The following is a 22,630-nucleotide window of genomic DNA, read 5'->3' as shown; positions in this document are numbered from 1 at the left end:
ATCGACAGGATTACGCGGCTTTACGCGCGCGGTCCGTGTCTTGCGTGATCTGAGTGGCGACCGTTTGCGTGTCGCCCACGCCGATGCTGATGCGGCGCGGTTTCAGCTCTTCGGGAATCTCACGGACGATGTCGATCGAGAGGAGGCCATTCTCCAGTTTGGCTGCCTTGATCTTCATGTGGTCGGCAAGCTTGAACGTCTGCCTGAAACTGCGATAGGCGATGCCCTGGTGCAGCAGCTGGCGTCCGCTCTGATCATCAGCCTTCTGGCCTACCACGACCAGTTCGGGTCCATGCTGGGTCAGCTCCACCTCATCCTGGCTGAAGCCTGCGATGGCCATCGAGATACGGTAATCGTTCTCGTCGACCTTCTCGATGTTATAGGGCGGCCAGTCCGGACGCGTGCCGCTGTCGAGCATGTCGAAAAGCCGGTCGAAACCGACGGTGGTCCGATAGAGGGTATCAAAGGTTCTCATAGCCACATCCTCCTTGAAGCAACATGGGTACAAGGACGCCGCCCCGTGCGGCGCCGCCATTTTTTGCCGAGCCTTATGGCCTTGGCGGAAATCGAATTAGGAGGCGCCCCAAATGAGTTCAAGAGCATCTCGAATTTTTTTTAGTAGCATCCTTCGCATCGACGGAAAGCGAAATCTGAGTTTCTACGGGACCTTCCCTTCGAACAGTCGAACAGCCCCTTGAAGTACAGATCCGGCGGGAAGTTTTCGCGCGATCTGCGCGACCGCATCGTCTACTGCCCCGCCGTCCCGTTTCGTGTTCAAATGCCGGCCAGCAAGGAACCGGGTAGCGGCCTTCCGATCCGTATCCGCCCTGTCGGGGGCGAAACGTCCCGGCACGTGCCGGGACGTTTCTGGCTCGCGGATCACTGTGGCCGCGGATCGGGCCTGTCGGGCTTGTCATGAGGGGCGTTGCTGCCTTCACGGCACGGGGTGCCGATGCCGCAGCATTTGCCGTTGTAGGTGACACCGGGCTTGGTCTTCTCGCATTCCCTCGGCGGTGCCGTCTGACACCCTGCCAGCACCGAAACCGCGATGGCGGCGAGAAATGCGTTTCTTGAAGTGATAGACATTGACGTTCTCCTTGATGGACCGTGTTTGCTACACACCGCTTGGTCGCGGGCGGCAGCGAAATGGTTCAAGGAAAATTGGAATCAGGCCGCGCCGAGGCGGACATCACCCTTCTCAACATGGTTGAGAAACCACGCATATGTCTGTTCCAATCCACCGCGAAGCGCGTAGCGCGGGCGCCATCCCGTCGCAAACAGCCGCGAAACATCCATCAACTTGCGCGGCGTGCCATCTGGCTTGGTCGTATCGAAGGCGATATCAGCCTCGACGCCGGCGACCGATGCGACGGTCTGGGCAAGCTCGGCAATGGTGACATCTTCGCCCGAACCGACATTGACGTGGCTGTCGCCGGCATAATTCTTCAACAGCCAGACCAAGGCATCGGCGGCGTCGTCGACATGCAGGAATTCACGCCGTGGCGTGCCCGAGCCCCAGACCTCGAGGCTGTTGCCGCCGCTCAGCGCCAGCGCATGCGCCTTTCGCATCAGGGCCGGCACGACATGGCTGGACTGGAGATCGAAATTGTCGCCAGGACCGTAAAGGTTGGCCGGCATCGCCGAGATGTAGTCGACGCCATGCTGGCGCCGATAGGCCTGGCACAGTTTGAGCCCGGCGATCTTGGCGATCGCATACCATTCATTGGTGGGTTCGAGCGGACCGGTCAGCAGCGCGTCTTCCCTGATCGGCTGCGGCGCGAGCTTTGGATAGATGCAGGACGAGCCGAGAAACAAAAGCTTGCCGACCTCGCTGCGAAAGGCGCCGTCGATGACATTGCCCTGCATGACCAAATTGTCCTGCAGGAAATCGACCGGGAACCGGTCATTGGCCAGGATACCGCCGACCTTGGCGGCCGCCATCACCACCGCATCCGGCCTGTGCTCGGCCATCCAGCGCTGCACCCCTGCCTGGTCGAGCAGGTCGAGCCTGTCGCGCGATACGGTGAGTATCTCGCAGTCCTCGCTCGCCAGCCGGCGCACGACGGCCGAACCGACCATGCCGCGATGCCCGGCGACGAAGACACGCTTGCCTTTCAGATCAAATGTCGCGTCCATGAACCTGCCTCACGCAGAACGGCTGTTCTGCCGCGTGCCGCCGGCGGTGCGCGCCAGATCGGCCTGCACCATTTCCGCCACCAGATCCCTGAAGCCGGTCGTGTGCGACCACCCCAGCCTGGCTTTGGCCTTGGCGGGGTCGCCGAGCAGCAGGTCGACCTCGGTCGGCCGGAAATAGCGCGGATCGATGCGCACCAGGACAGTGCCCGAACCGGCATCGACACCGACTTCATCGACACCCTCGCCTTGCCAGCGGATGGTGCGTCCGGTCTCGGCAAAAGCCAGTTCGACGAATTCGCGCACCGAATGCGCCTCACCGGTCGCCAGCACGAAATCGTCGGCTTCACTGTGCTGCAGAATGCGCCACATGCCCTCCACATAGTCGCGCGCATGGCCCCAGTCACGCTTGGCGTCGAGATTGCCGAGATAGAGCGTGGCCTGAAGGCCGTGATGGATCGAGGCGACGGCCCGCGTGATCTTGCGGGTGACGAAGGTTTCGCCGCGTGTCGGGCTTTCGTGGTTGAACAGGATTCCGTTGGCGGCGAACATGCCGTAAGCCTCGCGGTAGTTGACCGTGATCCAGTAGGCGTAAAGCTTGGCCGCGGCATAGGGCGAGCGCGGATGGAAGGGCGTCGCCTCGCTTTGCGGGACCTCGCGCGCCTTGCCGTAAAGCTCCGACGTCGATGCCTGATAGAAGCGTACCGACTTCTCCAGGCGCAGGATGCGGATCGCCTCGAGCAGCCTGAGTGTTCCCAGCGCATCGGCATTGCCGGTGTATTCCGGCGTCTCGAAACTCACCTGGACATGACTCTGGGCGCCGAGATTGTAGATCTCGCCGGGCTGTGTCTCCTGCACCAGGCGAATAAGGTTGGTCGCGTCGGTCAGGTCGCCATAATGCAGGAAGAAACGCGCACCGCGCTCGTGCGGATCGACATAGATGTCGTCAACGCGCTCGGTGTTGAACGAGGACGAGCGGCGTTTGACGCCATGGACAATATAGCCCTTCTGCAGAAGCAATTCTGCGAGATAGGCCCCGTCCTGCCCGGTTACACCGGTGATGAGCGCCACTTTTTCCATCATTGCCACTCCGTCCGCATCCAATCCCGGCAACCGAATACAGATTTGGCGCGAGAACGCAAATCCCCCATACGGGGGACAGGTTTCAGCCAGCGATTGTGTCGTTCTCAGGCACCTGCAATCGCGCAGAAATGCTTCATCCTGGCCAGCGCACGCTCGGGATCGGCGAGCAACCCTGCCTGGTCGGCAAGGCGGAAGATGTCGGCATAGTGCAGGATACCGCGCGCCGACTGCATGCCGCCGACCATGGCGAAATGGTCCTGATGGCCGTTGAGCCAGGCCATGAAGACGATGCCGGCCTTGTAATACTCGGTCGGCGCCTCGAAGATCTTGCGCGACAACGGCACGGTCGGCGCCATCAGCGCGTCATAGCCGGCGCGGTCTCCGTCAGCCAGTTTTGCGAGCGCCGCATTGGCGACCGGCGCGATGGCGTCGAAGATGCCGAGCAAGGCGTGCGAATGCCGCTTCCCGCCGCCGGCAATCAGTTCGGGATAGTTGAAATCGTCGCCAGTGAACATGACGACGCCTTCCGGCAGCCGGTTGCGCAAGGCAACTTCCTTGCCGGCATCGAGCAGCGATATCTTTATCCCCTCGACCTTATTAGCATGGCGCTCGATGATGGCGACGACGGTGTCGAGCGCGGCCTCGAAATTGCCGCTGCCCCAATAACCTTTCAGTGCCGGATCGAACATGTCGCCCAGCCAATGCAGGATGACCTTGCCGGATGCCTGGCTGAGGATGCGATCGTAGACGTGCACATAGTCATCTGAGCTCTTGGCCACGGCTGCCAGCGCCCGGCTTGCCATCATGATCGCCTTGCCGCCCTGCCCTTCTATGAAAGCGAACTGCTGCTCATAGGCGGCGGTCACCTCGTCGAGGGTTTTGGCAGCTCCCGGCGCCAGATGATCGGTGCCGGCGCCCGAGGCGAGGTCTGCGCCTTCGACGCTGCGCGCCTCGATGATTGAACGCCGGATCAATTCCTGCGCATTCGCCCAGTCGAAACCCATGCCGCGCTGGGAGGTGTCCATCGCTTCGGCGATGCGGAAGCCAAGCCGCCACAGATGATGCCGAAACGCCATCGTCTTGTCCCAATCGACCGCAGGCTTCGACCAGGGGTCGGTCATCGCGAAAGGGTCGGCGACGACATGGGCCGCGGCATAGGCGATGCGCGAGAAAACCGCGCCGATTGCAGCCTCGACCGGACTGCCCGCGAGCTTGTAGCTGACGCGGCCGCCATTCTGCGTAGGCAGGGTGATATCCATGGCAACCTCCGTTTTAGGCATCCAATAAATGGAACGTTCTAATAAATCAAGAACCTTTATGATTCCGGCGATTGAACCGGTCCAACTGCCGAAGAAGGCTAATAGTCCTTGCTGGAAACCACATTCGTCACCTTTTCGATCTCCGCAAGAATCCTGATTGACTCTCGTTTGGCAGAGTGATTAGAACGTTCCAATAGATTTGCCCATTTAGGCGGAGGAACCACCGACATGGCCAGCCGGGCCAAGGCAACGATCCTGGACATCGCCCGCGAGGCTGGTGTGTCCAAATCGACGGTGTCGCTTGTGCTGCAAGGCTCAGGGCTGATCCGGCCTGAAACCGCGGTCAAGGTTCGCAAGGCGATCGAGGATGTCGGCTATGTCTACAACCGCGGCGCCGCCAATCTGCGCAAAGCCCATTCCAACGTCATCGGCATGGTCATCAACGATCTCACCAACCCCTTTTTCGCCGAACTGGCGGTCGGCATGGAGCGCGTCTTCCAGTCAGCCGGCATCGTGCCCTTCATCGCCAACACCGCGGAGAACCCGGTGCGCCAGGAAGAAGTGCTGAAGTCGCTGATGGAACAGGGCGTCGCAGGCCTGATCGTGTCACCGGCGCGCGGCACCACGCCGGGCGCCTTCCGTCGCCTCGAGATGGCGGGCGTGCCGGTCGTCTTCGCCATGCGCCGCCTGCCGGACAGCCGCATCCCGGTGATCGCGCCTGACAATCATCGCGGCGCGTATCTCGCCGCCGCCCATCTGATCGGCAAGGGCCATCGCCGGCTGGCCTTCTTCGGCGGCACCTCCGACCTAGTCGTCTATCAGGAGCGCCTGGGCGGTTTTCGTCAAGCTTGCGAGACATTGGGCATTGCCAGGCGCGACGTGCTTGTCGTCGAAGGCGAGACCAGCCGCAGGGGCGGCATCGCGTGCCTGGAAACCGCCCTTGCCATGGCCGAGCCGCCGACGGCGGCACTGTGCTTCAACGATGCCGTCGCCTTCGGCGTCATGCTGGCGCTGCGCAAGCGCGGGCTGGAGCCCGGCGCGGACTTTGCCGTCGTCGGCTTCGACGACGTGGTCGAGGCCGAGCATTATATGCCGGCGCTGACCAGCGTCTCGGTCGACACACCCGGCCTCGGTGAACGCGCCGCTCACGTCATGCTGAAGATGATCCAGTCGCGCATCACGCATGCCGAGGACCATGTCGGCGCGGTCAATCTGGTCGTCAGGGACAGCTGTGGTCCCGATCGCCGCGCCCAGGACACATCAGCAGGATTGGGAGACGCGGCATGAGCGTCAAATGGGGACTGATCGGCGCCAGCACGATCGCCAAACAGTTCATGATCAACGCCATTCGCGCGCAAGAGGGTGGCGAAATATCAGCGGTGATGAGCTCCAGCCCGGAGCGTGCCAAGACCTATGCCGATGAACACAACATCCCGCTTGCCGTCTCGACGCTCGATGACCTGCTCGGCGCCGACATCGACGCCGTCTACATCTCGACCACCAACGAACTGCATCTCGAACAGGCGCTGGCCGCGATCGACGCGGGAAAGCATGTTCTGTGCGAAAAGCCACTTGCGCTGACCAGCGCCGACGCACGCACAATGGTCGCTGCCGCCAAGGAAGCCGGCGTCGTGCTTGGCACCAACCATCATCTGCGCAATGCCGGCGCCCACCGCGCCATGCGCGACGCCATATCAGCCGGCCGTATCGGCAAGCCGATTGCCGCGCGTATGTTCCATGCGGTCTATCTGCCGGAGAACCTGCAGGGCTGGCGCATCACCAAACCGGAAGCCGGCGGCGGCGTGGTGCTCGACATCACCGTGCACGATGCCGACACGCTGCGCTTCGTGCTCGGCGACGACCCGATCGAGATTTCGGCCTTCACCCAGTCGGCCGGCATGGCCGGCAGCGGGCTGGAAGACGGCGCCATGTGCATCTGGCGCTTCAAGTCTGGCGTGATTGCCCAGTCGCATGAAGGCTTCACCACCAGCTACGCCGATACCGGCTTCGAAGTGCATGGCTCGGAAGGCTCGCTGATTGCCAAAAATGTGATGACGCAGAAGCCGGTCGGTTCGGTGCTTCTACGCACCGCCAAGGGCGAGGAGGAACTGAGCTTCGACCGCGAAGACCTCTACGTCAGGTCGCTGCGCCAGTTCCATGCCGCTATCAGCGGCGCGGGCCAGCCCTCCGCAACCGGCGAGGACGGCGTCTGGTCCCTGGCGTCGGCCGAAGCAGCGTTGCAGTCGGCAAAATCCGGCAAGGCCGTCACTATCGATCCGAAAGGTGTCGCGTGAGCAAGCTCGTCTCCGCCGCTGAAGCAGCAAGCCTGATCAAGGACGGCATGACCGTCTCCGTCTCGTCGTCGAGCGGCCTCGGCTGCCCGGATGCCGTGCTGGCCGCCATCGGCGAGCGCTTCGACGCCGAAGGCCATCCCAAAGACATCACCACGCTGCACCCCATCGCCGCCGGCGACATGTATGGCATCAAGGGCATCGACCATCTGGCCAAGCCCGGCTTGTTGAAGCGCACGCTCTGCGGCTCCTATCCCTCAGGCCCCTCCTCGTCCGAGCCGCCGCAGATATGGAAGATGATCGGCGACAATTCGGTCGCCGCCTACAACGTGCCCTCCGGCATCCTGTTCGACATGCACCGCGAAGCTGCCGCCAAGCGGCCGGGCGTGCTGACCAAGGTCGGCCTCGACACTTTTGCCGACCCGCGCCACCAGGGCTGCGCCATGAATGAGGCTGCAAGCGAGCCGATCGTCTCGGTGCAGCAGTTCGACGGCGAGGAATGGCTCTATTTCCGCTCGATCGTGCCCAACGTTTCGATCATCCGCGCCACCACCGCCGACGAGCGCGGCAACCTCACTTACGAGCATGAAGGCGCCTATTTGGGCGGCCTCGAACAGGCGCTCGCCGCGCGCAACAATGGCGGCATCGTCATTGCGCAGGTCAAGCGGGTCGTCGAGAACGGCACGCTGAAGTCGCATGACGTGCGCGTGCCCGGCGTCCTGGTCGACCACATCGTGGTGGCGCCGGACCAATTGCAGACGACGCTGACTCCTTACGACCCGGCGATTTCGGGCGAGATCTTCCGGCCGTTGTCCAGCTTCCGCAACGCCGACATGAACGTCCAGAAAGTAATCGCGCGCCGCGTCGCCATGGAATTGCGCGACGGCATGGCGGTCAACATCGGCTTCGGCATCTCGGCCAACGTGCCGCGTATCCTTCTCGAGGAAGGCCAGCACGGCAAAGTCACCTGGGTGATCGAGCAGGGCGCCGTCGGCGGCGTGCCGCTGCTCGACTTCAAGTTCGGCTGCGCTTCCAATGCCGAGGCGATCATGCCCTCGCCGCACCAGTTCATCTATTTCCAGGCCGGCGGCTTCGATGCCTCGCTGTTGTCCTTCCTGCAGATCGACCGCCATGGCTCGGTTAACGTGTCGAAGCTGTCGGCACGGCCTCATGTCACAGCCGGGGCCGGCGGCTTCGTCGACATTACCGCGCGGGCGAAGAAGATCGTCTTCTCCGGCTTCTTCAACGCCGGCGCCAAGCTTTCGCTCGCCGATGGCGGCATCCGCATCGACGCGGAAGGCAAGGTCAAGAAGGTCGTCAACGAGGTCGAACACATCTCCTTCTCCGGCAAGCGCGCCGTCGCTCAAGGCCAGGACATCACCTACGTCACCGAGCGTTGCGTGATGAAGCTGACGCCGGACGGCCTGATGGTGACGGAACTTGCGCCGGGCGTCGACCTCGAGCGCGATGTGTTGGCTCAGTCCGAAACACCGCTCGGCGTCGCCAACGACCTCAAGGTGACACCGGCGGCGCTGTACCAGGATCGGCCGATCGGCCTGTCGCTCAATGGCGGCGCTTCGCTCGGAGGCGCGCATGGCTGAGCGCCTCGTCACCTTCGAACAGGACGGCGCCATCGGCATCGTCACGCTGCGCCGGGCGGAAAAGTTCAATGCGTTGGACATTCCGATGCTGCGCGCGCTCGAGGCAACGCTCGACGAGGCCGAAATGGCTGAAGGCGTGCGCGTCGTGCTGATCCGCGGCGAAGGCAAAGGCTTTTGCGCCGGCGGCGATGTCGAGGCCTGGGGCGAGATGAGCGCTGCCGACTTTCAGGTGCAATGGGTGCGCTACGGCCACCGCGTCTTCGACCGACTGGCGCGGCTGCGGCAGCCGACCGTCGCGGTGCTTTCCGGCCATGCGCTGGGTGGCGGGCTGGAACTGGCGGTCGCCTGCGACTTCCGTGTGGCCGAAACACAGGTGAAGCTCGGCTTTCCCGAGACATCGATCGGCGTCGTCCCCGGCTGGTCCGGCACGCAGCGCGCCGTGCGCCGCTTCGGTGCGCAGATCGTGCGCCGCATGGCGCTCGGCGGCGAGGTCTTTGCCGCCCCCGACGCGCTCGCCCTCGGCATTGTCGATCGTGTGGTCGAGACCGGCCAGGCGCTGGCCGAGGCGAAGGCGTGGGGAGAAAAGATCGCCGGGCGCGGGCCGCTCGCAACGGAAGCCGCCAAGCTGATGATCGCAGTCGCCGAAGGCGAGGAAAGTGCGGCCGCCACCGAGGCGCTCGCCAGCGGCTTCATTGCGCTGACCGGCGACCTCAAAGCCGGCGTGAGCGCCTTCAAGGCCAAGCAGAAGCCGGCCTTTTCGAGATCCTAGAGAAAGCACGATGAACGCACCGCTCAACATTTCCATGCCAGCCGAGGCGTCCAAGGCGCCGAAGGCTTACAAGCTCCTGATCGACGGCAAGCATGTCGATGCCCGCGATGGCCGCACGCTGGCGCGCAACAGCCCCGGCCATGGCTTCACCGTTTCGCGCTATGCGCGGGCCGGCGAGGCCGAGGTGGAGGCGGCCATGCAGGCCGCGCACAAGGCATTCGAGACCGGCCCGTGGCCGCGCACGAAGGCGGCCGAGCGCGCCGCCATCCTGCTCAAGACGGCCGACCTGATCGAGGCCCAGCTCGAAGACATCGCCCGACTCGATGCGCTGGAATCCGGCAAGCCGATCGCCCAGGCGCGCGGCGAGATCGGCGGCGCCATCGACATCTGGCGCTATGCCGCCTCGCTCGCCCGCACGCTGCACGGCGAAAGCTACGCCAATCTCGGCGACGCCATGCTGGGCGTGGTCCTGCGCGAGCCGATCGGCGTCGTCTCGATCATCACCCCGTGGAATTTCCCGTTCCTGATCGTCAGCCAGAAACTGCCCTTCGCGCTCGCCGCCGGCTGCACCGCGGTGGTCAAGCCGAGCGAAATGACCTCGGCCTCGACCTTCGTGCTCGGCGACATCCTGATGCAGGCCGGCCTGCCCGCGGGCGTCGTCAACATCCTGGCCGGCCTCGGCGCCGATGTCGGGGGGCCGATGGTCAGCCATCCGCTGGTGGAAATGGTTTCTTTCACCGGCTCTACCCGCGTCGGCAAGATGACCATGGCTTCCGCCGCGCAGTCGCTGAAGAAAGTCTCGATGGAGCTCGGCGGCAAGAACGGCCAGATCGTCTTCCCCGATGCCGATCTCGAGGCGGCCGCTGACGCGGCTGTCTTCGGCGGCTTCTTCAATGCCGGCGAATGCTGCAATGCCGGCAGTCGGCTGATCGTGCATGAAGCCATCGCCGACGATTTCCTCGCCACTGTCAAGGCCCTCACCGCCAAGGTAACGGTCGGCGACCCACTCGACGACCGAACCAAGGTCGGCGCGATGATATCAGCCGATCATCTGACCAAGGTCGCGGGTTACGTCGCGGTGGCAGCAAAAGACGGCAGCAATGTCTATTGCGGTGGCGGCCAGCTGGCGTCCAATGCCGGCCAGTACCTCGATCCGACCATCATCCGCGGTGTTACCGAAGACATGGCTATTGCGCGCGAGGAAGTGTTCGGCCCGGTGCTCTCCGTGCTGACTTTTGGATCGATTGAAAAGGCGTTGCACATCGCCAACAACACGCCCTATGGTCTGTCGGCAGGGGTGTGGAGCGCCAGCATCGACACTTGTATGTCGGTGGCGCGTGGTGTGCGTTCGGGGACCGTTTGGGTGAACACATTCATGGAAGGCTTTCCCGAGTTGCCATTCGGGGGCTACAAGCAGTCCGGCATAGGACGCGAACTCGGCAAACGCGCTGTCGAGGATTATACCGAGGAAAAGACAATCCAGTTTCATCGCGGCCAGCGCACCGGTTGGTGGGTCGGCTGAGTTTGGAAGAACCCGGTGGGCTTCCACCGGTCATGTAATGCAACAAGGGAGGTAGAACATGTTGCGCAAACTGTTTATCGGAACGGCTCTGGCGACGGCCTTTGCTTTCTCGGCCCATGCCGAGGACGTCAAGGAAGTGCAGATGCTGCATTGGTGGACGTCGGGCGGCGAAGCGGCTGCTCTCAACGTCCTCAAGGGCGACCTTGCCAAGGAAGGCTATGCCTGGAAGGACGTGCCGGTGGCCGGTGGTGGCGGCGACGCCGCCATGACTGCGCTGAAGGCGATGGTCGCGGCCGGCAATTACCCGACCGCGTCGCAGATGCTCGGCTACACCGTGCTCGATTATGCGGCGGCCGGCGTCATGGGCGACCTGACCGAGACGGCGAAGAAGGAAGGCTGGGACAAGTCGGTTCCGGCAGCCCTGCAAAAGTTCTCCGTCTATGATGGCAAGTGGGTCGCTGCTCCAGTCAACGTCCACTCCGTCAACTGGCTGTGGATCAACAAGGCGGTGATGGACAAGATCGGCGGCACCGAGCCAAAGACCTTCGACGACTTCGTCGCCCTGCTCGACAAAGCCAAGGCGGCTGGCGTTATCCCGCTCGCCCTTGGCGGCCAGAACTGGCAGGAAGCCACCATGTTCGACTCGGTCGTGCTGTCGACCGGCGGGCCTGAGTTCTACAAGAAGGCCTTCAACGACCTCGACGACGAGTCCCTCAAGTCCGACACGATGAAGAAGTCGTTCGATAACCTCGCCAAGCTCGTCACCTATGTCGACCCGAACTTCTCGGGCCGCGACTGGAACCTTGCCACCGCCATGGTCATCAAGGGCGATGCCCTGGTGCAGGTGATGGGTGATTGGGCCAAGGGCGAGTTCAACGCCGCCAAGAAAACGCCGGGCACCGACTTCCTGTGCTATCGCTTCCCGGGCACGGAAGGCTCGGTGGTCTACAACTCCGACATGTTCGGCATGTTCAACGTTCCGGACGACCGCAAGGCCGCCCAGGTCGCGTTGGCCACCGCCACCCTGTCGAAGAGCTTCCAGTCGGCCTTCAACGTCGTCAAGGGTTCGGTTCCCGCCCGTACCGACGTTCCGGACACCGACTTCGACGCGTGCGGCAAGAAGGGCATCGCCGACCTGAAGGCTGCCAACGAAGGCGGCACGCTGTTCGGCTCGCTTGCCCAGGGCTATGGCGCGCCTCCGGCAGTCGCCAATGCCTACAAGGACGTCGTTTCGAAATTCGTCCATGGTCAGATCAAGACCTCGGACGAAGCCGTGACCGAACTGGTAAAGGCGATCGACGACGCCAAGTAAGCGCTAGCCAGAAACACACCTTCCCCGCTTCGGCGGGGAAGGTTTCACCTAAGGATTGGCCAGCTGGCGCAATTCCAGGAAAAGTGTGAGCGGTTTTCCGGCCGGAATTGCGTAAAAGAAAGAGTTAGAGAGGTTCGCCGTTTCCGTGAAACGGTGAAAACGCTCTTGAACACCATGCCGACCAGAGACCCGTATGCACGGGGTCGCCTTGCCGCCTGACGGCAGAGCACGGACAACCCGAAACGGGAGGAGCCTCATGAGCAGTGTAGCGACAACCCAGATCAAGCTGACGCCGGAGCGGTCGCGCCCCTCGGTGCGCGCGCGACTGCAGAACGCGCTGCCGAAGATCGTGCTGGCGCCGAGCTTCGCCATCACCATCGTCTTCGTCTATGGCTTCATCCTGTGGACGGTCTATCTGTCCTTCACCAATTCCAAGACTTTTCCGTCCTATGTCATCACCGGACCGCGCGCCTACCTACGGCTATGGGGCTGGACGTTCGACTCCGACCCGCCATCGAGCTGGTACACGTCGATCGTCAATATGGGCATTTTCGGCTTTCTCTACATCGCCATGTGCCTGGCGCTCGGCCTGTTCCTGGCCATCCTGCTCGACCAGAAGATCCGCGGCGAAGGCGTGTTGCGGCCGATCTATCTCTACCCGATGGCGCTGTCCTTCATCGTTACCGGCGTCGCCTGGAAATGGTTTCTCGATCCCGGCCTCGGCCTTGAGCAGACCCTGCATCAATGGGGCTGGACGAGCTTCCATTTCGACTGGATCAAGAACAAGGATTTCGTCATCTACACGGTGGTCATCGCCGGCGTCTGGCAAGCCTCCGGCTTCATCATGGCGATGTTCCTGGCCGGCCTGCGCGGCATCGACGGTGAGATCATGAAAGCGGCGCAGATCGATGGCGCCACTACTTTCCAGCTCTACCGCCGCATCGTCATTCCGCTGCTGCGGCCGATCTTCCTGTCGGCCTTCATCGTGCTCGCCCACCTCGCCATCAAGTCGTACGATCTGGTGGTGGCGCTGACCAGCGGCGGCCCCGGTGGCTCGGCCTGGCTGCCGTCCAACTTCATGTATGAGTACACGTTCAAGCGCAACGAAATGGCTGTCGGCTCGGCGAGTGCCGTGATCATGCTGATGACCATCGTCGCCATCATCGTGCCCTATCTCTATTCGGAACTGCGGGAGAAGCCGCAATGAGCGCCGTTGCCACCCCTGCCCGCCAGGCCTCTAGCGGCATGAGCACCAAGACCCTCAACCGCATCGTCATCTACGGACTGCTGGCGCTGTTTGCGTTGTTCTACCTGATGCCGCTGTTCGTCATGCTGGTGACCTCGTTCAAGACCATGGAGGAGATCCAGAACGGCAACATGCTGGCGCTGCCCCAGGCGCCGACCTTCGACCCATGGATAAAGGCGTGGAGCGAAGTTTGCTCGGGCCTGACCTGCGTCGGCATGAAGGGCTATTTCTGGAACTCGATCAAGATGGTGGTTCCGGCAGTCATCATCTCGACCCTGCTCGGCGCGCTCAACGGCTATGTGCTGACCAAATGGCGCTTTCGCGGGGCGACGCTGGTGTTCGGGCTGATGCTGTTTGCCTGTTTCATCCCGTTCCAGTCGGTACTGCTGCCGATGGCAACGATCCTCGGCAGCTTGGGCCGGTTCGGCGTCAAGCTGCAGAACGCGACCGGTTTCACCTTCGGCTTTGGCAATCCGACCGTGAACCTGGTGTTCGTTCACGTCGTCTACGGCATCGGTTTCACCACCCTCTTCTTCCGCAATTACTACGAAGCGTTTCCGAACGAGCTGGTGAAGGCGGCGCAGATCGACGGGGCAAGCTTCTTCCAGATCTTCCGGCGCATCATGCTGCCCAACTCGCTGCCGATCATCGTGGTGACGGTGATCTACCAGTTCACCAACATCTGGAACGACTTCCTGTTCGCCTCCGCCTATGCCGGCTCCGGCGACGTGATGCCGATGACGGTGGCGCTCAACAACGTCGTCAACACCTCGACAGGCGTCGTCGAATACAACGTCAACATGGCTGCGGCGATGATCGCAGCCCTGCCCACCCTTCTCGTCTATGTGGTCGCCGGCCGCTACTTCGTGCGTGGCCTGATGGCGGGCGCGGTCAAAGGATAATCTGATGGCTTTTCTGGAAATTGATGGGCTGAAGAAGCGCTTCGGGAATGTCGAGATCCTGAAGGGCATCGATGTCGAGCTCGAAAAGGGCGGCTTCCTGGTGCTGGTCGGCCCGTCCGGCTGCGGCAAGTCCACCTTGCTCAACACGATTGCCGGCCTAGAGCAGATCACCGAGGGCGAAATCCGCGTCGACGGCCGCGCCATCAACGATCTGCACCCATCCAAGCGCGACATCGCCATGGTGTTCCAGAGCTATGCGCTCTATCCGAACATGACGGTGGCCGGAAACATCTCCTTCGGCATGGAGATGCGCGGCGTGCCGGCCGACGAACGCCAAAAGGCGATCGACAAGGTGGCCAAGGTCCTGCAGATCGGCCACCTCCTGCAGCGCAAGCCGAGCCAGCTTTCCGGCGGCCAGCGCCAGCGCGTCGCCATGGGCCGGGCGCTGGTGCGCGACCCTAAGCTGTTCCTGTTCGACGAGCCTTTGTCCAACCTCGACGCCAAATTGCGCGTTGACATGCGCATCGAGATCAAGCGCCTGCATGCCACCACTGGCACAACCATCGTCTACGTCACCCACGACCAGATCGAGGCGATGACGCTGGCTACCAAGATCGCCGTCATGCGCGACGGCGAGGTGCAGCAGTTCGGCACCCCGGCCGAGATCTACAACAACCCGACCAATTTGTTCGTCGCCGACTTCATGGGTTCGCCGGCGATGAACCTGATCCCGGCGACCATTGCCACGTCGGGCAATGCGCTGTCCGTCGTGTTGGAGCGCGAGGCGCGCGAGCCCATTACGCTGCCGATGGCCAATGCGCCGGCGGGCCTGTCGGCGTTCCAGGGCAAGCCGATCATCTTCGGCGTGCGCCCGGAAGCGCTGACCGATCCGGAAGGTGCGGAACGCAACGCCTCCAACATTGCCACTGCCGACCTGCACATCGAAGTGGTCGAGCCGGCAGGGTCCGACACTTTCGCGGTGACCAACCTCGGCGGCAAGGGCGTGGTGGCGCGGTTGCGGGCCGACGCCAACATCCAGCCGGGCACCAGCACGCCGCTCGCCTTCAACCTGACCAAGGCCGTGTTCTTCGATCCGGCGACCGAACACCGCATCCGCTGATCGAGATGGTCAGCCCCGATATCGTCATCATCGGCTCCGGCATCGGCGGCGCTACGATCGCTTCCGGCCTGGCCGGCAGCGGCGCCTCGGTCCTGATGCTGGAGCGCGGCGAGCCCTTGCCGGCAACGCCGCATGCCCGCGACACGCGCTCGATCTTCGTCGATGGCCACTACCGTCCGAAGGAGATGTGGCGCGAGGCCGGCGGCGGCGCCTTCAACCCCGGCAATTACTACTATGTCGGCGGCAATTCGAAATTCTACGGCGCGGTGCTGATCCGCTACCGCAAAGAGGATTTCGCCGCCATGGAGCACTTCGGTGGCGTCTCGCCGGCATGGCCGTTTTCCTACGATGAATTCGAGCCCTGGTATTCGAAAGCCGAGCAGCTGTTTCGCGTCCGCGGCTCACTCGGCGAGGACCCGACCGAACCGTTCCACTCGGTCCCCTATGCCTTCAAGCCGGTGCCCGACGAGGCGCCGATTGCGCGCGCCCGCGCTGAGTTGAAAGCCCTCGGCCTGCATCCGGCCTCGCTGCCGCTCGGCGTCGACATCGACACCTGGCTGAAAGAGGGCAAGACCGGCTGGGACGCATTCCCCAACACCGCCCAGGGCAAGGTTGATGCGCAGACCGGACCGCTGACGGCTGCACTCAAGGACAGCAATATCCGACTCGAAACCGGCTGCCATGTCGAATATCTCGAAGCGTCGTCCGACGGCAAAAGCATCGCTGCCGTTCACTACCGTCAGAATGGCGAGCTGAAGAAAGTCGCGCCGAAGCTGGTCATCCTGTCCGCCGGCGCGGTCAATTCCGCCGTCATCCTGCTGCGCTCGCCTTCACCAGATGGCAAAGGCTTCGCCAACCGCTCCGACCAGGTCGGCCGCAATTTCATGAACCATAATTCGAGCGCCATGCTGGCGATCGATCCGCGCCGCAGGAACGACAGCGTCTACCAGAAGACGCTGATGCTGAATGACTACTATCTCTCCGACGGCAAAGGCGGCAAGCCGCTCGGCAACGTCCAACTGCTCGGCAAGATCGACGGCAACATGTTGAAGGCCAACGTCAAACGCGTGCCGAAATTCGCGCTCGATTACATGGCCGGTCGCGCCGTCGACTGGTATCTGATGTGCGAGGATCTGCCCGATCCGGAAAGCCGCATCATGGTCGACGGCAAGGACATCGTCATGCAATGGCGGCGCTCCAACATGCAGTCGCTGGACGGGCTGACCAAGGTGATGCGTGAGAACTTCCGCGCCTGCGGTTATCCCATCGTGCTGTCGCGTCCCTTCGACAAGCGCACGCCCTCGCACCAGTGCGGCACGGTGAAAATGGGCGATGACCCGGCGACGTCGCCGCTCGACCCCTTCTGCCGCGCCTTCGACCACCCGAACCTGTTCGTCGTCGACGCCAGTTTTCTGCCGAACTCCGCAGCCGTGAATCCGGCGCTGTCGATTGCCGCCCAGGCGTTGCGCGTGGCCGAGCATATTCGCCGAACGGACCTCGCGGCATGACCCGCCCCGCAGCCATCGTCACCGGCGGCGCGCGCGGCATTGGACTGGCCTGCGCCGAGGCGCTGGCCGGGGACGGCTTCGACATTTTGATCGCCGACCTTGCCGAACAAGCGCCGGACGAACTGGCCGCCAACATCACCGCACGGGGTGCGGAGTTCGCCTATGTCCGTTGTGATATCGCCAACCTCGAGGATCACACGGCCCTCGTCGACGCCGCCATACGTGCCTTCAGCCGCATCGACTGCCTCGTCAACAATGCCGGCATCGGCGCCGTGGTGCGCGGCGATCTGCTGGAGCTGAAGCCCGAGAATTTCGACCGTGCGCTGGACGTCAATCTGCGCGGCACAGTCTTCCTTAGCCAGGCCGTCGCCAAGGCGATGCTGGCGGCTCCCAGCAATCATCCGCGCTCGATCATCACCATCACCTCGGTCAGCGCCGATATGGCCTCGCCGGAACGCGCCGACTACTGCATCTCGAAAGCCGGCCTTTCGATGTGGGTGAAGAACCTGGCGCTACGGCTTGCGCCGGAAAACATCGGCGTGTTCGAACTGCGGCCGGGCATCATTCGCACCGACATGACCGCGAGCGTATCAGCCAAATACGACGCGCTTATCGACAGCGGCCTGGTGCCGGCAAAACGCTGGGGCGAAGCATCGGACATCGGCGCCGTGGTGGCGACGCTTGCCGCCGGCAAGCTCGGCTTTTCCACAGGCTCGATTATCAATGTCGACGGCGCGCTCTCCGTGCCTCGACTGTAGGTGGATAGGGTTATGACCGACTACATCATCGTAGGTGCCGGCCCGGCCGGCTGCGTTCTGGCCAACCGGCTGAGCGAGGATCCAGCGAATTCCGTGCTGCTGCTCGAGGCCGGCGGCAAGGACTGGCACCCCTACATCCACATGCCGGCGGGCTTTGCCAAGATGACCAAGGGCATCGCTTCCTGGGGCTGGTCGACCGTGCCGCAGAGGCACATGCAGGACCGCGTCTTCTGGTATACGCAGGCGAAGGTGGTCGGCGGCGGCTCGTCCATCAATGCCCAGATATACACGCGCGGCAACGCTCGCGACTACGACGCATGGGAGAAGGAAGAGGGCCTCGCGGGCTGGGGCTATCGCGACGTGCTGCCTTATTTCAAGCGCGCCGAGAACAACCAGCGCTTCGCCAACGATTTTCACGGCGACCAGGGGCCGCTCGGCGTGTCGAACCCTATTTCGCCGCTGCCGATTTGCGAAGCCTATTTCCGCGCCGGCCAAGAGATGGGCATCCCCTTCAACCCGGATTTCAACGGCGCTAGCCAGGAAGGCGTCGGCTACTACCAGCTGACCCAGAAGGACGCCCGGCGCTCATCCGCTTCGGTCGCCTATTTGAAGCCCATCCGCGCCCGCAAGAACCTGACGGTCCGAACCGATGTGCTGGTCACCCGCATCGTCGTCGAGAAAGGCCGCGCCACCGGCGTCGAGATCGTCGACAAACCCGGCGGCGAGAAGACCATCATGCGCGCCGAGCGCGAAGTGATCGTCTCGTCCGGCGCCATCGGTTCGCCGAAGCTGTTGATGCAGTCGGGCATCGGCCCGGCTGATCACCTGAAATCGGTCGGCGTGACGCCGGTGCATGATCTGCCCGGTGTCGGCTCCAACATGCAGGACCATCTCGATTTGTTCGTCATCGCCGAATGCACCGGCGACCACACCTATGACAACTACGCCAAGCTGCACCGCACCGCGTGGGCCGGCTTGCAGTATCTGCTGCTGAAGAAAGGGCCGGTCGCCTCCAGCCTGTTCGAGACCGGCGGCTTCTGGTACGCCGATCCGACCGCCGCCTCGCCCGACATCCAGTTCCATCTGGGACTGGGCTCCGGCATCGAGGCCGGCGTCGAGAGGTTGAAGAACCCCGGCGTGACCTTGAACTCGGCCTTCCTGCGCCCGCGCTCGCGCGGCACGGTGCGGCTGAGCAGCGCCGACCCGGCCGACCACCCGCTGATCGATCCCAACTATTGGTCGGACCCTTATGACCGCGCCATGTCGATCAAGGGCCTCAGGCTTGCGCGCGAGATCATGCGGCAGAAGGCGCTTGCGCCTTACGTGTTGCGCGAGGTGCTGCCCGGACCATCGCTCGCCAGCGATGACGAGCTGATCGACTATGCCTGCCGCACCGCCAAGACCGACCATCACCCCGTGGGTACCTGCCGCATGGGCCATGACGATATGGCGGTGGTCACACCGGACCTGCGTCTGCGCGGCATCGAGGGCCTGCGCGTCTGCGATGCCTCGGTGATGCCGCGCGTGCCTTCCTCCAACACCAATGCGCCGACCATCATGGTCGGCGAAAAAGGCGCCGACATCATCCTCGGCCGCGAGCCGCTTCCGCCGGCGGTGTTCTCCGGCAATCGGGCCGCATAGCCACTTAGGAGAACGAACCAATGATCAGACACTGCGTCTTCGTACGCTTCCGCAGCGATGTGCCCGCCACCGAGTGCACGGCAATCCACGCCGATCTCGAAGCACTGCGCTCCGTTGTCGACGGCATGGACACGGTCCATTTCAGCACCAATGTCAGCCCGGAGCCGTTCGCGCGCGGCTTCAGCCATGCCTTCACCATCGACTTCCGCGATGCCGCCGCCCGCGACGCCTATCTCGTGCATGAAGCGCATCAGCGCGCCGGCGCCCGATTGGTCGCAGCGCTCGAAGGCGGCACCGACGGGCTGATGGTGTTCGATCTCGACATTACGAAAAAGTGACCGCGCTTCTTTCGAAAGCCGGCTGACGCCTGTTCACTTTTGCGCCCCAAGGAACATATCGTTCCCCGGGGGCGTTTAGGAGGAACGTCGTGGCTCTCACCGCAGCAGGAGAAAACCGTCCTTGCCTCCTTCCTCGGCTGGACGCTCGACGCTTTTGATTTCTTCCTTCTGACCTTCCTGCTCACCGATATCGCAACCGATTTCAACACTGACGTCCCGGCAGTCTCCAAAGCGTTGTTCCTGACGCTGGCGACACGCTTCATCGGCGCCTTCTTCTTCGGCAGGCTGGCCGACAAATATGGCCGCAAGCCCATTCTGATGCTCAACATCGTCAGCTATTCGGTGATCGGCGCGCTGGCTGCCTTCTCGCCCAACCTCGGCATTTTCCTCGCGCTGCGCGCTCTGTTCGGCATCGCCATGGGCGGCGAATGGGGGTTGGGCAGTTCGCTCGCCATGGAGTCCATTCCGCCCAGTGCCCGCGGCATGGTCTCGGGCATCCTGCAATGCGGCTATCCCACCGGCTACCTTCTGGCGGCCGTGGTTTACGGCGTGCTCTACCAGCAGACGATCGGTGGTTACACGATCGGCTGGCGCGCCATGTTCCTGCTCTCCTTCCTGCCGGCACTGATCGTGCTCTTCATCCGCTCGCATGTGCCGGAATCGCCGGCCTTCGTCGAGGCGCAGAAATCCGTCAGACCTGGCCTTCTTGAAACGCTGCAGAAGCACTGGGGCGTCGCCGTCTATGCGGTCGTGCTGATGATGTTCTTCAATTTCTTCAGCCACGGCACGCAGGACCTCTACCCGACCTTCCTCAAGAAGCAGCATGGCTTCGACCCGCACACGGTGAGCTGGATCACCATCGTCGCCAATATCGGCGCCATCGTCGGCGGGTTGGCGTTCGGCGCACTGTCGGAGAAGATCGGCCGCGTCAACGCGATAACGCTCGCCTGCCTGATTGCCTTGCCCTCGATTCCGCTCTGGGCCTTCAGCTCGACACCGTTCATGCTGGCCATCGGCGCCTTCGTCATGCAGGTCGCGGTGCAGGGCGCCTGGGGAGTCATCCCGGTGCATCTTAACGAGCTGTCGCCCGGCGCCGTGCGGGCAACCTTGCCCGGCTTCATCTACCAGGCCGGCAATCTCGCGGCGTCCTATGGCGGTCCCTACCAGGCCGGCATCGCCGAGGCGTCTGGAGGCAGCTATGGCTACGCGCTGGCGCTGTTTGCCGGCGTGGTCGCCGTCTGCATCATCCTCGTCATCCGCTTCAGTCCGGAACGGCGCGGACAGGTGATGACGGTGCTCGGCTGAAGTATCAGAATCTCAGCCCAGCCTGAGGGCCACGACACCGGCGACGATGCTGAGCGCGGCCCCGCCGCGCCAGCCTGTCATCTTCTCGCCGAGCGCGAAAACCGAGATCATCATGGCAAACAGGATCGACGTCTCGCGCAACGACGCCACCGAGGCGATCGGCGCCTTGGTCATCGCCCACATGACGATCCAGTAGGCCGCGCCGCTGAGCACGCCGGTGAACAGGCCTGCCTTCCAGTCACGCGCCAGCACGGGCAGCGCCTTGGGCCCGCGAAAGATGAGGCACAGCACCAGCGCCCACGTGGCATCGCAGATGAACAGCCATGCGGCATAGCTCGTTGCCGTTGCGGCCAGCCGCGCGCCGCTGCCGTCGGAGAGCGTATAGCTGGATATGAAGATCGAAGTGCCGAGCGCAAAGCCGACCGCCCGCACATTGATCCGCTCCAGATGCGCGCCGCCGCGAAACGACATCACCAGCGTGCCGGCCGACAGCAGCAGGATGCCGAGGATGGCGAAAGGCGCCGGCATCTCCTGCACCACGACAACGCCGCCGAGGGCGGTCAAAAGCGGCGCCGTACCGCGCGCCAGCGGATAGGTTTGGGCAAAGTCGCCTGCCTTGTAGGCGCCGATGAGGAAGGTCCGGTAGCCCATGTGAAAGAGCACCGAGGCGATTATAAAGGGCCATACCGCGGCCTTTGGAAACTCGACGAAGGGCAGCACGAACAGTGCGGCAAAACCCATGCCCAGCGTCATCAGCGTGATCGACAGGAAGCGATCGAGATGCACCTTGACCAGCGCGTTCCAGATCGCGTGCATGGCGGCGGCGGCAAGCACCGCGAAAAAGACGAAAAGCGTCATTGAGGGCTCACCGATCTCCTGAGCTCAAAGGCGTTTCGAGATCGATATCGATCCGGACCGGAAAATGGTCTGAAGCGATCTCGCCTATATCGGCACTGACCGAGCGCACACGGTCCGCGAACATACCGCCGACGAAGCAATGGTCGAGCCGGCGTTTTGCCACTTTCCCGTCGATCGTTTTCACATGGGTGTGGAAATCGGCAGCCGGCTCGCTAGCGACGGCAGCGGCATCAACAAAGCCGTCGAGATAAGCTGCCCCGCGATGATAGGGCGTGCTGCCGACGATGCGGCTGTATTCGGCGCTGCCAGGCTCCATGTTGAAATCGCCCATCCAGATCGCCGCCGTCGGGTTCTCCGGCTCGGCCTCGCCACTGGTCCAGTTGCGCGAAGGCTCATCGTCCGCGCCGCTCCACGGGCCTCCCTCGAACGGCGCGCGGCGATGCTCGGCCAAGAGATAGTCGATCTGCTCCAGACGCTCCTCCGCCGCGATATGGGCGAGATGCAGCGACAGGACCCTTACCGGTCCGGCCGGCGTGCGGATCATGCATTCGAGCGCGGCGTTGCGCGTGTTGAGCGGCCGCAGCGTGCGGCGCATGGGCAGCGCGTGCAGCCGCGACCAGGCGATCGGCAGCTTCGACAGCAGCATGGTGCCGAACTGGCGGCGGCGGTTGACCACCCGGCCGTCGCGCTGCTCACTGGCGTCCATGTCGAAGGCCGGGCCATAGACCCAGTAATAGCTAGGCAGCAGCTTGGACAGGACCTCCGGCTGGTCGTCCTCATTGGTGCGCTGCCAATGCCGCTCGACCTCCTGCAGCGCGATGATATCGGCGCCGTCGACCAGCTTGGTGCAGCGCGAAAGATCGTAACGGCCATCGCCGCCGAACCCGTACTGGATGTTGTAGCTGACCAGCTTCATTGCTTATCCGGCTCAATTTCGCTTTGGCAGTAGCGGTTCGGCAGACGGGTTGCAATGTACCGGCACGA

21 protein-coding genes are annotated in these 22,630 nt (G+C 63.3%); 14 read left to right on the top strand and 7 right to left on the bottom strand.

What is annotated here, in order from left to right; all coding sequences use genetic code 11:
• Positions 1 to 10: 10 nt before the first annotated feature.
• The 5 genes from ACYG9Y_RS01685 to ACYG9Y_RS01665 all read right to left on the bottom strand — a co-directional run bounded on the left by ACYG9Y_RS01685 (position 11) and on the right by ACYG9Y_RS01665 (position 4,475).
• On the bottom strand, positions 11 to 475 hold the full coding sequence (locus tag ACYG9Y_RS01685) for an Hsp20 family protein (protein WP_352459862.1): 465 nt from the start codon (positions 473 to 475) through the stop codon (positions 11 to 13).
• Between the two features lie 404 nt (positions 476 to 879).
• Positions 880 to 1,086: a hypothetical protein gene (locus ACYG9Y_RS01680; protein ID WP_084014257.1), complete on the bottom strand. Its 207-nt coding sequence runs from the start codon at positions 1,084 to 1,086 to the stop codon at positions 880 to 882.
• 81 nt (positions 1,087 to 1,167) lie between these two features.
• Positions 1,168 to 2,136: a GDP-L-fucose synthase gene (fcl, locus tag ACYG9Y_RS01675; RefSeq protein WP_023737637.1), complete on the bottom strand. Its 969-nt coding sequence runs from the start codon at positions 2,134 to 2,136 to the stop codon at positions 1,168 to 1,170.
• A 9-nt stretch (positions 2,137 to 2,145) separates the two neighbouring features.
• Positions 2,146 to 3,216, bottom strand: coding sequence for a GDP-mannose 4,6-dehydratase (gmd, locus tag ACYG9Y_RS01670; RefSeq protein ID WP_023737636.1), 1,071 nt, complete (start codon positions 3,214 to 3,216; stop codon positions 2,146 to 2,148).
• Positions 3,217 to 3,320: 104 nt separating this feature from the next.
• Positions 3,321 to 4,475 carry a dihydrodipicolinate synthase family protein gene (locus ACYG9Y_RS01665; protein WP_023737635.1) on the bottom strand — a complete coding sequence of 385 codons (1,155 nt, stop codon included), beginning with the start codon at positions 4,473 to 4,475 and terminating at the stop codon, positions 3,321 to 3,323.
• 228 nt (positions 4,476 to 4,703) lie between these two features.
• On the opposite strand from ACYG9Y_RS01665, the gene ACYG9Y_RS01660 reads away from it, so the two are divergent.
• The 14 genes from ACYG9Y_RS01660 (at position 4,704) to ACYG9Y_RS01595 (ending at position 20,788) form a co-directional block, all read left to right on the top strand.
• Entirely contained in the window at positions 4,704 to 5,762 is a 1,059-nt protein-coding gene (locus ACYG9Y_RS01660) for a LacI family DNA-binding transcriptional regulator (protein ID WP_023737634.1), read from the top strand.
• The gene (locus tag ACYG9Y_RS01655) at positions 5,759 to 6,769 is read left to right on the top strand and encodes a Gfo/Idh/MocA family protein (RefSeq protein WP_023737633.1); all 1,011 of its coding nucleotides are present in this window, start codon (positions 5,759 to 5,761) and stop codon (positions 6,767 to 6,769) included. Before ACYG9Y_RS01660 ends, ACYG9Y_RS01655 begins: the two co-directional genes overlap by 4 nt.
• Positions 6,766 to 8,367 (top strand): acyl CoA:acetate/3-ketoacid CoA transferase, encoded by a 1,602-nt coding sequence (locus tag ACYG9Y_RS01650; protein WP_023737632.1) that lies wholly within the window; start codon positions 6,766 to 6,768, stop codon positions 8,365 to 8,367. Before ACYG9Y_RS01655 ends, ACYG9Y_RS01650 begins: the two co-directional genes overlap by 4 nt.
• Complete coding sequence (locus ACYG9Y_RS01645) at positions 8,360 to 9,136, top strand: enoyl-CoA hydratase/isomerase family protein (RefSeq protein ID WP_023737631.1); 777 nt, start codon at positions 8,360 to 8,362, stop codon at positions 9,134 to 9,136. The genes ACYG9Y_RS01650 and ACYG9Y_RS01645 overlap by 8 nt, the downstream gene beginning before the upstream one ends.
• A gap of 10 nt (positions 9,137 to 9,146) precedes the next feature.
• A complete protein-coding gene (locus ACYG9Y_RS01640; protein ID WP_023737630.1) occupies positions 9,147 to 10,658 on the top strand; it encodes an aldehyde dehydrogenase family protein in 1,512 nt (503 codons plus the stop codon).
• A 58-nt stretch (positions 10,659 to 10,716) separates the two neighbouring features.
• Positions 10,717 to 11,970: an ABC transporter substrate-binding protein gene (locus tag ACYG9Y_RS01635; protein ID WP_023737629.1), complete on the top strand. Its 1,254-nt coding sequence runs from the start codon at positions 10,717 to 10,719 to the stop codon at positions 11,968 to 11,970.
• A 256-nt stretch (positions 11,971 to 12,226) separates the two neighbouring features.
• Positions 12,227 to 13,177, top strand: coding sequence for a carbohydrate ABC transporter permease (locus ACYG9Y_RS01630; RefSeq protein WP_023737628.1), 951 nt, complete (start codon positions 12,227 to 12,229; stop codon positions 13,175 to 13,177).
• Complete coding sequence (locus ACYG9Y_RS01625; protein ID WP_023704034.1) at positions 13,174 to 14,118, top strand: carbohydrate ABC transporter permease; 945 nt, start codon at positions 13,174 to 13,176, stop codon at positions 14,116 to 14,118. The genes ACYG9Y_RS01630 and ACYG9Y_RS01625 overlap by 4 nt, the downstream gene beginning before the upstream one ends.
• Positions 14,119 to 14,122: 4 nt before the next feature.
• The gene (locus tag ACYG9Y_RS01620; protein ID WP_023671180.1) at positions 14,123 to 15,238 is read left to right on the top strand and encodes an ABC transporter ATP-binding protein; all 1,116 of its coding nucleotides are present in this window, start codon (positions 14,123 to 14,125) and stop codon (positions 15,236 to 15,238) included.
• A 5-nt stretch (positions 15,239 to 15,243) separates the two neighbouring features.
• Positions 15,244 to 16,746: a GMC oxidoreductase gene (locus tag ACYG9Y_RS01615; RefSeq protein ID WP_023737627.1), complete on the top strand. Its 1,503-nt coding sequence runs from the start codon at positions 15,244 to 15,246 to the stop codon at positions 16,744 to 16,746.
• Positions 16,743 to 17,504 carry a 3-ketoacyl-ACP reductase gene (locus ACYG9Y_RS01610; RefSeq protein WP_023671178.1) on the top strand — a complete coding sequence of 254 codons (762 nt, stop codon included), beginning with the start codon at positions 16,743 to 16,745 and terminating at the stop codon, positions 17,502 to 17,504. Before ACYG9Y_RS01615 ends, ACYG9Y_RS01610 begins: the two co-directional genes overlap by 4 nt.
• Before the next feature lie 12 nt (positions 17,505 to 17,516).
• Positions 17,517 to 19,145, top strand: a complete 1,629-nt coding sequence (locus ACYG9Y_RS01605) for a GMC family oxidoreductase (protein ID WP_023671177.1) — start codon at positions 17,517 to 17,519, stop codon at positions 19,143 to 19,145.
• Positions 19,146 to 19,165: 20 nt separating this feature from the next.
• Positions 19,166 to 19,483 carry a Dabb family protein gene (locus ACYG9Y_RS01600; RefSeq protein WP_023737626.1) on the top strand — a complete coding sequence of 106 codons (318 nt, stop codon included), beginning with the start codon at positions 19,166 to 19,168 and terminating at the stop codon, positions 19,481 to 19,483.
• Positions 19,484 to 19,522: 39 nt separating this feature from the next.
• Positions 19,523 to 20,788 carry an MFS transporter gene (locus ACYG9Y_RS01595; RefSeq protein ID WP_444849028.1) on the top strand — a complete coding sequence of 422 codons (1,266 nt, stop codon included), beginning with the start codon at positions 19,523 to 19,525 and terminating at the stop codon, positions 20,786 to 20,788.
• A gap of 12 nt (positions 20,789 to 20,800) precedes the next feature.
• On the opposite strand, the gene ACYG9Y_RS01590 is transcribed toward ACYG9Y_RS01595, so the two are convergent.
• Complete coding sequence (locus ACYG9Y_RS01590; protein ID WP_023737624.1) at positions 20,801 to 21,646, bottom strand: EamA family transporter; 846 nt, start codon at positions 21,644 to 21,646, stop codon at positions 20,801 to 20,803.
• A 7-nt stretch (positions 21,647 to 21,653) separates the two neighbouring features.
• On the bottom strand, positions 21,654 to 22,562 hold the full coding sequence (locus tag ACYG9Y_RS01585; protein WP_023691835.1) for an endonuclease/exonuclease/phosphatase family protein: 909 nt from the start codon (positions 22,560 to 22,562) through the stop codon (positions 21,654 to 21,656).
• Between the last annotated feature and the right edge of the window lie 68 nt (positions 22,563 to 22,630).

The organism is Mesorhizobium sp. W050, assembly GCF_054719535.1.
The sequence above is the reverse complement of the archived record's forward strand: the minus strand, read 5'-3'. Positions and strand labels throughout refer to the sequence as shown.